This window comes from Actinomadura sp. RB99 (assembly GCF_014706005.1).
Classification (GTDB): Bacteria; Actinomycetota; Actinomycetes; order Streptosporangiales; family Streptosporangiaceae; genus Spirillospora.
In genome coordinates this window covers 1-13,799 of the sequence record NZ_JABMCA010000127.1, presented here as the reverse complement: position 1 = coordinate 13,799, position 13,799 = coordinate 1, and the positions used below count along the sequence as shown (strand labels likewise).

Annotated in this window: 11 protein-coding genes; 7 read left to right on the top strand and 4 right to left on the bottom strand. The window is 71.0% G+C overall.

All coding sequences use genetic code 11. The annotated features are described in order from the left end of the window. The 3 genes from amrb99_RS47830 to amrb99_RS47820 form a co-directional block, all read left to right on the top strand. A partial coding sequence (locus amrb99_RS47830; RefSeq protein WP_190868756.1) for a 2-oxo acid dehydrogenase subunit E2 occupies window positions 1-127 on the top strand: 127 nt, incomplete at its 5' end. A 171-nt stretch (window positions 128-298) separates the two neighbouring features. Then, the gene (locus tag amrb99_RS47825; RefSeq protein ID WP_190868755.1) at window positions 299-1,645 is read left to right on the top strand and encodes a lipase family protein; all 1,347 of its coding nucleotides are present in this window, start codon (window positions 299-301) and stop codon (window positions 1,643-1,645) included. A 168-nt stretch (window positions 1,646-1,813) separates the two neighbouring features. Next, complete coding sequence (locus amrb99_RS47820) at window positions 1,814-2,290, top strand: nuclear transport factor 2 family protein (protein WP_190868754.1); 477 nt, start codon at window positions 1,814-1,816, stop codon at window positions 2,288-2,290. Here the strand turns inward: amrb99_RS47820 and amrb99_RS47815 are convergent. Next, on the bottom strand, window positions 2,287-2,679 hold the full coding sequence (locus amrb99_RS47815) for a VOC family protein (protein ID WP_190868753.1): 393 nt from the start codon (window positions 2,677-2,679) through the stop codon (window positions 2,287-2,289). The two genes, amrb99_RS47820 and amrb99_RS47815, sit on opposite strands and share 4 nt — an antisense overlap. A gap of 61 nt (window positions 2,680-2,740) precedes the next feature. Continuing rightward, on the bottom strand, window positions 2,741-3,766 hold the full coding sequence (locus amrb99_RS47810; protein ID WP_190868752.1) for a hypothetical protein: 1,026 nt from the start codon (window positions 3,764-3,766) through the stop codon (window positions 2,741-2,743). A gap of 118 nt (window positions 3,767-3,884) precedes the next feature. On the opposite strand from amrb99_RS47810, the gene amrb99_RS47805 reads away from it, so the two are divergent. Then, entirely contained in the window at window positions 3,885-4,472 is a 588-nt protein-coding gene (locus tag amrb99_RS47805) for a TetR/AcrR family transcriptional regulator (protein WP_190868751.1), read from the top strand. Between the two features lie 236 nt (window positions 4,473-4,708). Beyond that, the gene (locus amrb99_RS50405) at window positions 4,709-6,574 is read left to right on the top strand and encodes a serine/threonine-protein kinase (RefSeq protein WP_241756636.1); all 1,866 of its coding nucleotides are present in this window, start codon (window positions 4,709-4,711) and stop codon (window positions 6,572-6,574) included. A gap of 12 nt (window positions 6,575-6,586) precedes the next feature. Here amrb99_RS50405 and amrb99_RS53590 read toward each other — a convergent pair whose 3' ends face one another. Together amrb99_RS53590 and amrb99_RS47790 are read right to left on the bottom strand one after the other, a co-directional pair. Then, on the bottom strand, window positions 6,587-8,026 hold the full coding sequence (locus amrb99_RS53590) for an OmpA family protein (protein ID WP_206700394.1): 1,440 nt from the start codon (window positions 8,024-8,026) through the stop codon (window positions 6,587-6,589). A 203-nt stretch (window positions 8,027-8,229) separates the two neighbouring features. Beyond that, window positions 8,230-10,065 (bottom strand): acyl-CoA dehydrogenase, encoded by a 1,836-nt coding sequence (locus tag amrb99_RS47790; protein ID WP_190868749.1) that lies wholly within the window; start codon window positions 10,063-10,065, stop codon window positions 8,230-8,232. Between the two features lie 501 nt (window positions 10,066-10,566). Here amrb99_RS47790 and amrb99_RS47785 point away from each other — a divergent pair. After that, window positions 10,567-11,835 (top strand): glycosyltransferase family 2 protein, encoded by a 1,269-nt coding sequence (locus tag amrb99_RS47785; protein WP_206700393.1) that lies wholly within the window; start codon window positions 10,567-10,569, stop codon window positions 11,833-11,835. Between the two features lies 1 nt (window position 11,836). Then, the coding region (locus tag amrb99_RS47780; protein ID WP_190868747.1) for a right-handed parallel beta-helix repeat-containing protein at window positions 11,837-13,799 on the top strand (1,963 nt) is incomplete at its 3' end.

Genomic DNA, 13,799 nt, shown 5'->3' with positions numbered 1-13,799 from the left:
CCGCAAGGTCACCACGCTCGCGCTGTCGTTCGACCACCGCATCGTCGACGGCGAGCTCGGCTCCCGCGTCCTCCGCGACGTCGGCGACATGCTCGAAGACCCCCTGCGCATGCTCGCCTGGGGCTGAGGGATCCCGTCGAAGGCGCGCGCCGTCCCGGCGCGCGCCTTCGTCATGCGCGGGGCGTTCCTGTCAGTCGCGCGTGGATCGCGGGCCTCCGGATGTACGCCCCGCCGATAGGAAACAAGATCCACGGATGGCAGAGTAAGTGAGTTCTTATTGACCGTCCGTGGAGTGAGCATGAGGAGAACCGGATCCCTGGTGCGCGGGGTGCTGGCCGTGTCGTCGGCCGGCGTCCTCGCGGCGACCGTCCAGGCCGGACCGGGCCTGGCGGCGACTCCGGGCCCGGCGCCCGTGGTGTCCCGGGGCGTCACGATCCCGGTCTTCTACGACCCGCCCGCCGCGCTGCCGCGTACGAACGGCACGCTCGTCCGCACCGAGCCGCTGCCGCTCGGGCTGAGCCTGCCGGGGCTGGACGGCCGTCCGCTGCCCGGCAAGGCGACCCGGCTGATGTACAAGTCCACCGACTCCAACGGGAGGCCCGTCGCGGTGACGGGCGCCTACATCGAGCCCACGGCGGCATGGAAGGGCGGCGGCCCCCGTCCGCTGGTCGCGCTGGCCTCCGGGACGATGGGCCAAGGCGACCAGTGCGCCCCCTCGTACGCCCTGCAGAACCCGCTGACGCTGACCGGCGACACCATGTCCGTGGCCTACGAGGACCTGGCGATCTACCGGCTGCTGTCCACCGGCGCGGCCGTGGTCGTCACCGACTACGTCGGCCTCGGCGCCACCGACCGTCTCCACACCTACGTGAACCGCGCCGACGAAGGGCACGCCCTCCTCGACGCCGCCCGCGCCGCGCACGCCGTACCCGGGGCGTCCATCACGGCGAAGTCGAAGATCGGGCTCTACGGCTACAGCCAGGGCGGCGGCGCCAGCGCCGCCGCGGCCGAACTCCAGCCGGCCTACGCGCCCGACGTCCACCTCGCCGGCACCTACGCGGGCGCGCCGCCCGCCGACCTGACCGCCGTCATGAAGGGCATCGACGGCAGCGCGCTCGCCGGGGCGCTGGGCTGGTCGATCAACGGCTTCGCCCAGTCCGACCCCGCCCTGCGCCGCCTCATCGACGACAACATCAACACGGCGGGCAAGGCCGCGCTCAAGGACATGTCCACGATGTGCGTGGGCGACGTGCTCTTCAAGTACGGCTTCACGTCCAGCACCAAGTGGAGCGTCAGCGGGAAGCCCATCGGCGACATCATCCCGGCCATCCCCGAGGCGCGGGCCGTCCTGGACAAGCAGCGCATCGGCACGCTCAAGCCCGCCGGGCCCGTCCGGCTGACGACGGGGGTCAGGGACGACATCGTCCCGCACGCGCAGGCACGGCGGCTCGCCGCCGACTGGTGCCGGCGGGGTGGCAACGTCAGCTACGTCCCCGTCGACCTGCCGAACCTCGGCGACAAGACGCTCCTGAACCACTTCGCGCCGCTCCTCCTCGACCAGGGCGACGCGGTCTCCTGGCTCACCGACCGCCTCACCGGCAAGCCGAGCCCCTCCACCTGCAAGACCCTGCCCACCCAGCCGTAGGCCCGGACAAGACGAGGGCGCGCGCCGACCCGGCGCGCGCCCTCGCCACGCTCGGCCGACCTCAAATAGTTCGTTGACGAATAATTCCCCAACGAACTATCGTGGCCCCTGCTCGGCCTCCGCACCGGCCGTCACCGACGGTGGGTGAGCTCTAGCGAGAGAAGCCCCATGCCCGAACCCCTGACTCCCCGCGAGGTCTTCCTGAAGCTCGTGCACGGCGTCTGCGAGGAACGCTGGGAGGAGGTGATCGACCTGTACGCCGAACGGACCCATGTCGAGCACCCCTTCCATCCGCTCGCGGCGCCGCCCATGCGCTCCCTCGACGAACTGCGCGCGCACTTCGGCGTCACCGCGCCGCCCGGCACCGGTCCAGGGCACACCCTGCGCCGCCGGCCCGCCGGAATCACCGTCCACGACACGGCGGACCCCGAGGTCATCGTCGCCGAGTTCCGGTACGAGGGAACCGTGGTGGAGACCGGCGAGCCGTTCACCATTCCCGCGATCTTCGTCCTCCGGGTCCGGGACGGGAAGATCGTCGAATCCCGCGACTACCTGGACCACCTGCGCTCCGCACAAGCCCGCGGCCACCTGGACGAGGTCCTCAACGCCATCAGTCGACACCACACCCCCGCCCACAAGCACTAACGGTGGCAGACGGTCTCCAAAGTGACGCCGTCGTGGCCTTCCCAGAAGGTGGCGTAGTAGGTGGGGCCGTACTGCGGGAACTCCTGCGGCTCATAGAGCACATTCGCGCCCCGCTTGACCGCCCACTCATGAAGACGGTCGACCTCCTCCCGCGTCTTCACCATGAAAGCGAGGTGCTGGAGGCCCGGACGGTGGCGCGAGTACTCGCCGTCCTCCAATGCCGGATAGAAGAACAGATACGTGCCCGGCTTGCCGCCCGCCGGACGGTAGGAGAACTCCTCCTCGGTGGCGAAGAAGGTTTCGAAGCCGACCAGGGGCATCAACTCGTCGTAGTACGCCTTGGCTTGGCCAAGGTCGCGGACATTTACGCCAAGGTGGCCTAGAGGCATCCGCCGATCATAGACGCCGCACCGGGAGACCTCGATTCGGTCGCCAAGGGGAGAAGCCAGCTCAGCGGTGGGTGCGGGGGTGGGTGGCGAGGGCGTGGAAGGCGGCTTTGGGTTCCCAGGGGAGGCCGGTGGCGGGTGTGGCGGTGCCGGGTTCGAGGATTTTGACGATGCCGTAGCTGGCCTTGTCGAAGTCGCGTTCGGGGTCGGAAGACGTGGGGAGGTCGCGGCGGGCGAAGGTGTTGACGAAGGCCGCGTCGACGCCGGCCTTGTCGTAGACGTCGAGGAGTTCGCGGATGTAGTCCGCCTGCTCCTGCTCGTCGCGGACGAGGGGCTTCGTCATGCGGACGGGGCGGGCGCGGTCGTCGTATTCGAGCACGGATTCGCCGTGCCCGCCGAGGTCGGCGGAGCCTCGGTGGGTGGTGCAGCCGAACTCGGTGACGGCGAACGGCTTGCCCTGCGACGTCTGCCCGGCGAGGTGCTCGGCGAAGCCGGGCGCGGTGTTCGCGTCGCGGTATCCGGCGTCGGTGGCGATCACGTCGAACGGGGCCCAGTCGACGCCTTCGAACGGCAGTGACGCGTAGCCGACGGGGCCGGCGAAGCGTTCGTCGCGGACGGCGGCGACGGCCCGGCCGAGGAAGGCGTTCACGCGGGGGTGCAGGTCGGGGAGCAGCGCGCGGAAGCGGGCGGGATCCGTCATCACGGCCACCCGGGCGTGGAGGTCGTCGCCGGGCAGGAAGCCGTGCGTGAACAGGGTGATCTCGGAGCCGGTGAGGAAGACGACGGACGCGCCGGAACGGCGGATGCGCTCGGCGCGTTCGGCGCCGTCGAGGATGAACGCCATCAGCTCGTCCTGGGTGAGGCCGTTGGTGAACGGCGAGTACCAGACCTCCAGGCCGGCGTCGGCGGCGTGGCGCGCGGCGGTCTCCAGGCGGTCCTGGACGCCGCCGGTGATCCGGGCGGCGTCGCAGCGCAGCTCGCCCCGGATGATCCGCATCTCGCGGCGGACCAGGTCCGGGTCGAAGGGCTCGTGGGTGGTGGTTCCGGCGGACGTGAAGCCGGTGTCGTAGGTGATGCCGTAGGCGCGCACGGTTCTCCGATCGCTGGTCGCTATACGGTACGTGAAGTACCTTATGCCAGGATCTGGCGCGCTGCTCATGATTGGAGTGCGGAGGTGTTTCGAGTACGGTTCGTACTCTGGAGGTGGGATGTCGGGGACGAGGCGGCGGGGTGCGGCTCTCGAGGAGGCGATCCTTCAGGCGGCGGCCGACGAGATGCGCGAGTCCGGCTACGCGGGGATGACGATGGACGCCGTCGCCCGGCGCGCCGCCACCAACAAGAACGCCATCTACCGGCGCTGGCCGAACCGGGCGGCGCTCGGTGTCGCCGCGTACCGGCGGCTCGCGCGCGCGCAGTTGACCGTGCCGGACACCGGGACGTTGCGGGGCGACGCACTGGAACTGCTCCGGCGGGCGAACGCGACATGGTCGTCACCCCAGGGCGCTGTACTGAGGGAACTGCTCACGGCCGCCGGGGACGATCCGCAACTGCTGGGCCTGCTGCGCGAGCAGTCCGGCGACAGCAGCATGGACAACGCGTGGCTTGCACTGCTCGGGCGCGCGGTGGCGCGGGGCGAGGCCCCGCCGGAGGCGGTGCACCCGCGCGTGGCTTCACTGCCGATGACGATGCTGCGCGGCGAGTACGCGGTGCGCGGCCTGCCCGACGTCCCGGACACCGTGCTGACCGAGATCGTGGACGAGGTGTTCCTGCCCCTGGTGCGGGGGCGCGCCGGGTAGGCGGACCCCGTTTTCGGTCGGGTACTTATCCCGGCCGCGATGATCTCTATACCGCGAGGCGGAAAAGGCCGGACGCAAGAATCCGCACATCGACGTCGGCGGATACGGTTCGCCGAAGCGCGCCTTTTTCGGATATGGCGGCGAGAATAAGATCTCCGCAGGGCAGCCGTGGCCGGCGCGTTCGGTTCGACCGGCCGCGAGCGAGCGGCCCGTTGCGCCGGGTTCCCTGAATTCACATGGACGAGAGCATGGACGGCTGGCACGTCGAGGGGTACACCGAGGTCCGCGAACTCGGGCACGGAGGCCAGGGGCGGGTCGTCCTGGCGCGGGCCGACGCAACGGGCGCACCCGTGGCGATCAAGTATCTGGCCGGTGGCGCGGACGAGGCGGAGCGGGAGCGGATGCGCCACGAGGCCCGCATGCTCGCGCAGGCCGACAGCCCCCATGTCGCCCGCCTGCACCGGCTGGTGGAGGGCGCGGACGGCGTCGCGATCGTCATGGAGGCGGTCGACGGCGTGTCGCTGAAGGAGCTTCTCGAGCGGAACGGGGCGCTCGGGCCCGAGGCGTCCCTGGCCGTGCTGAAGGGCTCGCTGCTGGGCTTGGCGGCGGCGCATGAGCTGGGCGTCGTCCACCGCGACTACAAGCCCGCCAACGTCGTCGTCCCGGCGGACGGCACGAGCCGGCTGGTCGACTTCGGCATCGCCGTGCCGGCCGGGCGGGAGGCGGGCGGCTCGGGCACCGCGTACTACATGGCACCCGAGCAGTGGGACCGGCACATCGCCCAGCCTGCCGGCGACGTGTACTCGGCCACCTGCGTGTTCGTGGAATGCGTCAGCGGGCGGCGGCCCTACGGCGGTGACCGGCGGGAGTTGAGGCGGGCGCATCTCACGGCGCCGGTGCCGGTCGAGAGCGTCCCCGAGCCGCTGCGTCCGCTGGTCGCGGCCGGGATGGCCAAGGCTCCGGAGGACCGGCCACCGAGCGCCGCCGCCTTCGTCGCGGACCTGGAGCGGACCGCCCGGGAGGCGTACGGGCCGGATTGGGAGGAACGGGGCGTCCGCAGGCTCGCGACGGCCGCCGCGGCCCTCGCCGCGCTCTTCCCGCTCGCCGCCTGGCTGCTCCCCGGCGGCCAGGCCGCGGGGCACGCGGCGGGTCACACGGCAGGTCACGCAGCGGGGCAGGCCACGAGTCATGCGGCGGGCCATGTCGCTGCGCAGGGCACCAATGAGACGGTCGGCCACCTCACCGCGCAGAGCGCCAAGCACGGCGCCGGAAAGGCGGCGGGGACGGGCGCGAAGGGAGCCGCCGGCGGGGCGAAGGGCCTGCTGGCGGCCGCGGCCGGGACGGCGGCGGTCGTCGCCGCCGGCGCCGTCGTCGCGACCACGGCCGGGCACGGGTCGGGCGGGAAGCACCGCACCGGCGCGCCGTCCGCCGTCACCGTCGCCGCCGTCCGGAACTGCACCACCACCACCTACTCCGGCGCGACGGCGACGACGATGACGCCGTCCCCCGGGCCCGCGAAGGTGCGGCTGCCCGAGCAGGTCAAGCTTCCGAAGGGCGCGGCCGTCTTCCGCAGCCAGGTCGGGCAGTACCTGATCGCACCCGCCGCCGAGCAGTGCGCCGGGTCCTTGGGAGTGGACGGCGGCGGAGAGACGGACATCCCGGCACGCGGCGGAACCGGGGGCGCGGGGCCGACCGGGACGATCACCCAGGTCCTGCCGGGCGGGGTCGGCTCGAAATATCAGACGGACTGCGACTACTTCCCCGACTCCCAGGAGGGGCAGAAGCAGGGCGAATGCCGGCCGCCGCTGCCCGTGCAGGCCGTCCCGACCGGAGTGCCGTCCGTGCGGGCGTCCATCCGGAAGGACCAACTGACGAACGGCGGCCCGCCGAGCCCGTACGTGGCCGTGTCCTTCGCGACGATGGACGCCAACGGGTGGCCGACGGTGGTCGGCTGCACCAAGCCGTGGGCGCAGGCCGACCTGTGCACGGCCGCGTTCACCTACGCGTTCGTGCAGGCGGTCGAGAAGGCGCACGCGCCCAAGGCCGACCTGGATCGGGCGGCCAAGAGCATCGCGGCGTTCGTCGCGTCCGCCAAGCAGTGACGCGGTGCGCGGTCACGAGACGGGGACGTTGAGGACCTTCCCGAACGGCCCGCCGTCGAAGACCACCGACGAGACGTTCCCGGGCGGGGCCGGGACGTAGATGAACCCGCGCTGTGGCTGGTTCACGGCGCTGAGGAAGGTGGCGCGTCCCGGGTCGACGTAGACGGCGGGCTTGCCGGGGTCGCCGGGACCGACGCGGACGGCCCGGTACACGTCCTTCCCGCCCTGCGCGAGGACGGAGAACGACGTGAACGCGCCGCCCGGGTAGTCCTTGTGCGCGTAGGCCGCGTCGGGCGGTGTGGTGCCGGGACCCTCGTCGGTGATGGTGAAGACGCAGACGATGTAGGCGCCGTCCCGGTAGAACGGCTTGACGTCCAGGCGGCGCTTGTCGGCGCCGAACCGTCCGTACCGGCTGGCGACGGTGTTGCCGTCCTGGCCGTGGAAGGCGGCGGGCGCGACCGTGCCGCCGCGCCCGCCCGCGGCCGCGGTGCTGGAGCCGGTGGTCCCGTCGGTCTGCTGCCGGACGACGTAGGAGATCTCGACGCGCCGGTTGCGGGCGCGGGCCTGCGCGTCGTCCTTGCCGCCCTCCTTCGCGACGGGCTCGGCCTCGCCCTTGCCGTGCGCGGAGTACTTGAACGCGTTGCCGAGCCGCTTCTTCATCTCGCCCATGACGGCTTCGGCGCGCTGGCGGGACAGCTTGAGGTTGTAGGAGTCGCCGCCCTTGCTGTCGGTGTGGCCGTCGAAGGTCAGCGGCCGCTTGTCCGGGTCGGCCTTCGCCTTGATCTCCTGCGCGGCCTCGTCCAGGACGGACTTGGCGCGGCCGGACAGCTTCGCCGAGTTGAACGCGAACAGCACGTCGGTGCGCAGGTTCATCGTGACGTCGGTGCCGCTGGACGTGACGTCCTTGATCTCGCCCTCGGTGATGTCGTACAGCTCCGCCGGGTTCCCGCCGGACGCCCCGGCCCCGGAGCCCGCCGCGGGCGAGTCCCCCGTGCCCGTCACCGGGATGCCGGTGTACTCCCCCGCCGTGCCCGGGGTGATCGCGGTGACCTTCTGGACGGTCTGCGGGATCGCCGGGTACTCGGCCTGCATCTGCCGGGTGGCGTTGGGCGCGAGCTGCGCGGCGCTGGTGGTCGCGGTCGGCTTGTACAGCTTCCCGGCGACGGGGTCGAGCAGGGCGATCTCGACCGGCACCGACTTCGGCGCCTGGTCGAGCGAGGTCAGGCTGTACTTCAGCACGGACTTGGCGCCCTGCCGCTCGACGCCGGTGATCGCGAGCCGGGCGTGCAGGCCGTCCGCGCCGCCGAACCAGCCCTCCTTGGTGTACCCGGCCGCCGCGGTCGTCGCCGCGGGCGCGGCGGGCGCGCCGCCCTTGGCCGTCGGCGGGTCGCTCTTGCTCGCCTTGCCGGAGTCGGAGCAGCCCGCGGCGATCAGCACCCCGGCGAGGGACACGGCCAAGGGGACGGTTAAGGAAAGGCGCTGCGCGCTTCGGTGATCCCGCTGTCGGCTTACCGGCATCGGCTTCTCCGGTTCGGTTCGGGGGGAGGGGCGGGGACGGCGCCCACAGTAGTGACCCGGCCGCGGGAACGGCAGCGGCCCCCGCCACACGGGGTGGCGGGGGCCGCTGTTCCCTGTCCGCGGGAGGCGGAGGGGTCTCAGAAGGCCTCTTCGGGCAGCTCCATCACGTCCAGGGTGGTGGCCTCGGTGACGGCGCGCTCGGACGCGAGCCGCGGCAGCACCGTCTGGCAGAAGAACTGCGCGGCGGCGACCTTGCCGGTGTAGAACGCCTTGTCGGCGTCGGAGACGTCGCCGCCGCCGAGGGCGGTGAGGGCGACCTCGGCCTGCCGGCACAGCAGCCACGCGACGATCAGGTCGCCGAGGGCGAGCAGCAGCCGGGAGGTGTTGAGGCCGACCCGGTACAGCTCCTTCGGGTTCTCCATCGAGCCGAGCGCCCACCCGATCATCGGGTTCAGGATGCCCTGCACGTCGTCGAGGGCCTTGCCGAGCAGGGCCCGCTCGTTCTTCAGCCGGCCGTTGCCGGCGTCGGACTCGGCGAACGCCTGGATCTGCCCGGCGAGCACCTTGAGGGCCTCGCCGTTGTCCCGGAGGATCTTGCGGAAGAACAGGTCCTGGCCCTGGATCGCGGTGGTGCCCTCGTACAGGGTGTCGATCTTGGAGTCGCGGATGTACTGCTCGACCGGGTACTCCTGCAGGAAGCCGGAGCCGCCGAAGGTCTGCAGGGACTCCGCGCCGAGCAGCGCGTAGGCCCGCTCGGAGCCGAAGCCCTTGACGATCGGGAGCAGCAGGTCGTTGACCTTCTCGGCCTGCTCGTCCTTGCGGCCCTCGAACTCGGCGATCTGCACCGCGTCCTGGTAGGTGGCGGTGAGCTGCACCAGCGCCCGCATGCCCTCCGCGTACGCCTTCTGGGTCATCAGGCTGCGGCGGACGTCCGGGTGGTGGGTGATCGTGACGCGCGGGGCCGACTTGTCGGTCATCTGCGTCATGTCGGCGCCCTGGACGCGCTCCTTGGCGTACTCCAGCGCGTTCAGGTAGCCGGTGGACAGCGTGGCGATCGCCTTGGTGCCGACCATCATCCGGGCGTACTCGATGACGAGGAACATCTGCTTGATGCCCTGGTGCACGTCGCCGACCAGGTAGCCGACCGCGGGGTGCTTCTCGCCGAGGGTGAGCTCGCAGGTCGTGGAGACCTTGAGGCCCATCTTCTTCTCGACGTTGGTGACGTAGGCGCCGTTGCGCTCGCCGAGCTCACCGGTCTCCACGTCCACCAGGTACTTGGGGACGAGGAACATCGACAGGCCCTTGGTGCCGGGGCCGGCGCCCTCGGGGCGGGCGAGCACCAGGTGGAAGATGTTCTCGGCCATGTCGTGCTCGGCCGAGGTGATGAAGCGCTTGACGCCCTCGATGTGCCAGGTGCCGTCGGGCTGCTGGACGGCCTTGGTGCGGCCGGCGCCGACGTCGGAGCCGGCGTCCGGCTCGGTCAGCACCATCGTGGCGCCCCACTGCCGCTCCAGCGCCAGCTCGGCGAACCTCTTCTGCTCCGGGGTGCCGATGTGCCACAGGATCTGGGCGAACCCGGGGCCGGAGGCGAACATGTAGACCGCCGGGTTGGCGCCGAGCACCTGCTCCGCGACGGCCCAGGTCAGCGAGCGCGGGGCGCCGCTGCCGCCGAACTCGGGGGCGAGGTCGAGGCGGTACCACTCGGCGTCCATCCACGCCTTGAACGACTTCTTGAAGCTCTCCGGCATCTGGACGGTGCCGGTGGCGGGGTCGAACTTCGGCGGGTTGCGGTCGGCGTCCTCGAAGGAGTCGGCCAGCGGGCCCTCGGCGAGCCGGTTCACCTCGTCGAGGATGCTGCGCACCGTGTCCTCGTCCAGGTCGGCGTACGGTCCGCTGCCGAGGAGGTCCTGGCGCTTGAACACCTCGAAGAGGTTGAACTCCAGGTCCCGGAGGTTGCTCTTGTAGTGCCCCATTCGAGACTCCGTCTGGTCCGGCGGCGCCGGCCGGCCCCGCACGTCTACTGGTCAGTAACTCATCATCATGCTACCCGCTGGTAACCAGTGGCAACCACCCCGAACCGGACGGCTCGCGGGACGCAGGCCACAACGCGGCCCGGCACGGCCGCTAAACGTGACGCGAATCACACGTCCCGTACCGGCGCGCAGCAATAAGCGGTCAAATAGGCATTCTTTGGACCCTGATCCCTATACACGACCACTGACTTCTAGTCGGATGTTTCCGAATCGTGGCGTCCGCACGTCCGGCTCCTTACGAACGCGTCGATCGACGAACGATCTCCCGCTTTCCCTTGACAGTTGATCAAGACGCACGATAAGGGGCCCGGCGCAAGTGGGAGGTGTGGCCGAATCTGGCAAATGTGAACCATTTGCTGCGCTGCTCACTCTTACTGGAGGTGGCACGGGGTCGCAATGGTCGGCGAATCCGCCGATGCCACGGAAGAGAGAGGACCTGTCTTGTCGTCTGTCACGGGGTGGCTGAGTGACGCCTGGAGTTCGGTCGCGGGGGCGACGGCCGGAGGCGACTGGCGGAAGTTCGTTCCGCTGGGCTTCGCCGGGCTGCTCGTCTGGGGGCTCTGGCTCTACCGGGTGATCCTGTCCCGCATGGACAAGCCGGTGGTCAACAACTTCCGGACGACCGTCTCGGTCGTGGTCCCCTCCTACCGCGAGGACCCCGAGATCCTCATCCGCTGCCTGGAGAGCTGGCTCGCCCAGAACCCCAGCGAGGTCATCATCGTGATCGACGTCGGCGACACCGAGGGGCACCGGCGCCTCGCCCAGGTCACCGACCCGCGGCTGCACGTGCTCGTCTACGAGCACGCCGGCAAGCGCTCCGCGCTCGGCGTCGGCATCCGCGCCGCCCGCGGCGAGGTCATCGTGTTCGCCGACTCCGACACGTGGTGGCAGCCCGGCCTGCTCGACGCGGTGCAGATGCCCTTCGAGGACCCGCAGGTCGGCGGCGTCGGCACCCAGCAGAACGTGTACCAGCGCACCACCAGCGTCTGGCGCCGCGTCGCCGACTGGCTGGTCAACCTGCGCTACTACGACTACGTCCCGGCGATGGGCTCCAAGGGCGGCGTCGCCTGCCTGTCCGGCCGCACCGCCGCCTACCGCCGCTCGGTGATCCTGCCGGTGGTGGAGAACCTCGAGAACGAGTTCTTCCTCGGCCGCCGCTGCATCGCCGGCGACGACGGCCGGCTCACCTGGCTCACCCTGTCGCAGGGCTACAAGACCGTGCACCAGTCGTCGGCGCGCGCGATCTCGATGTTCCCCGACTCGTTCCGGGCCTTCTTCAAGCAGCGCATCCGGTGGAGCCGCAACTCCTACCGCTGCTACCTCACCGCCCTGTGGAAGGGGTGGCTGTGGAAGACGCCGTTCGTCACCAAGGTGACCGTCCTGCAGATCCTGCTGACCCCGGTCACCATGGCCGTCACCCTCGGGTACCTGATCTTCAGCCGGCTGGCCGACAACTTCACCCCGCTCGGCATCACGCTCGCGCTCGGCTGGGTGCTGCTCGGCCGCGGCATCCGCGGCTGGTCGCACCTCAAGCGGCACCCCGGCGAGATCCTGCTGCTGCCGCTGACCGTGTTCGTCGTCATCGGCATCTCGCTGCCGATCAAGCTGTACGCGTTCGTCACGATGAACAAGCAGGGCTGGCTGACCCGCACCGCCGACCAGGTCGGCGGCGCCGGGCAGAGCGCGAGCTCGCTCCAGGGAGTGGGCTGAGGTGACGCACCCGAACCTCCGCCCGCGCCTGCCGAGCGTCTCAGGGCGGGGCCTCGCCGCGGCCGCCGTCGCGCTCGGCCTGGGGCTCGTCCCGCTCGGGCTGCTGCCCGGGACGCCGACGCCGCGCGCGCACGCCGACCCGGTCGCCGACGCCAACCGGCAGGCCGCGCTGGTCGACCAGGAAGACCAGCGGATCATGCAGACGCGGTCCGTGCTGTCCGCGATCCTGATGATCGGCGGGCAGGCGACCGCGCAGTGGAAGCGGCCGCAGATCTTCGGCTCCGCGCAGGGCAAGACGCTGGTCCTGCCCGCGACGCCCACCAGACGCCCCTACACCGTCGCCGACCTCGCCAAGTACGGCGGGCAGTACTTCCGCCGCCAGGGCGACGGCTCGTTCCTGCTCGGCATCCACGTGTTCGTCGCCGACGGCGCGAAGCTGCTGCTGTCCAGCGGGACGAGCCCGCTCGTCCTGCGGATGGGCAGCCTGCCGGGCGCGTTCAGCTCCATCGTCAGCTTCGGCGGCACCATCCAGATCAAGGGCACCCAGCGCGCCCCGGTGCAGATCACCAGCTGGAACCCGCGCGTCAACGCCCCGGACCGGCAGGTCGCCGACGGCCGCGCCTACATCCGCGCCGTCGGCGGCGAGTTCCGGATGGACCACACCAAGGTCAGCGACCTCGGCTTCTGGAGCGGCCGGACCGGCGGCATCGCGCTGACCGGCACCGACCGCCCGTCCAGCGCCACCAAGCACCTGAACAAGCAGCAGCGGCACGAGGCCAAGAAGAAGCGCCAGCAACAGCAGCAGAACGGCGGCAGCACGGGCGGCGGCCCCGGCGACATCGAGACCGAGACGCCCGGCGGCACCGCCACGCACGTCCCGGCCGCCGACCTCGTCACCGGGTCGATCACCAACAGCACCGTCACCGGCGACGCGTTCGGGCTGTTCGTGTCCGGCTCCAACCAGACCCAGATCACCAGCAACGAGATCCAGAACAGCCTGGTGAACGGGCTGGTCATGCACCGGTTCGCGAAGAACGCCAACATCGCGAACACGACCGTGCGGGGCAGCCGCGGCGACGGGTTCGTGCTGTCGCGGGCCACCGAGAAGATCCGCGTCACGAACTGCACCGCGGAGAAGAACGGCCACGACGGCTTCACGCTGAACGGCAAGGCGCTCGCCGACGGGCCGTCCGCGTCCGGCGAGTCGCTGGAGAGCTTCGGCGACAGCTCGATCAACAACAGCCTGGCCAAGGACAACGGCCATTACGGGATCGAACTGCTCGGCGGCGACAAGCTGTCGGTACAGAACAGCAAGGTCGTCGGCGGCGACATGGGCATCGTCGTCCGGGACGCCGCCACCAACGTGCAGATCTCCGGCAACCAGCTGACCGGGCAGGTCCGGCAGGGCATCTCGCTGCGCGACGGGGTGCGGGACGCGAACCTCGCCGGCAACACCGTCGACGGCGCCCGCACCGGCATCTACCTGCGCTCCTCGTCGGCGACGCTGCTCGGCAACACCATCAAGGGCGCGAAGGCGCACGGCATCTCGGTGATCGGCTCGGCGGGCGGCTCGCAGATCCGCGACAACACGCTCAGCGGGTCCGGCACCAGCGCGGTCAGCACGTCCCGGTCGCACGGGAAGGTCGTCAAGGAGGACAACAACGACGACGGCTGGCACGACACCGCGTCGCTGTGGATGAAGGTCCAGCGGTACCTGACGCCGCTGAACGTCATCTGGACCTGCGTGTTCGCGGTCGTCATCTTCTCGATGGTCCGGGCCCGCAACGACCGGCAGCGGATCGGCCGGCTCGGCCTGCACCCGTACACGCTGCAGCAGCCGCTGGAGAAGCGGCAGGTGTGGAGCCTGCCGCGGCGGTCGGCGCATCCGCAGCCGCGGCCGATGCCCGCGCGGCCCGGCGCGATGCCGGGCGCCCCCGCGATGGCGGGCGCCGGGGCCGGCGGCC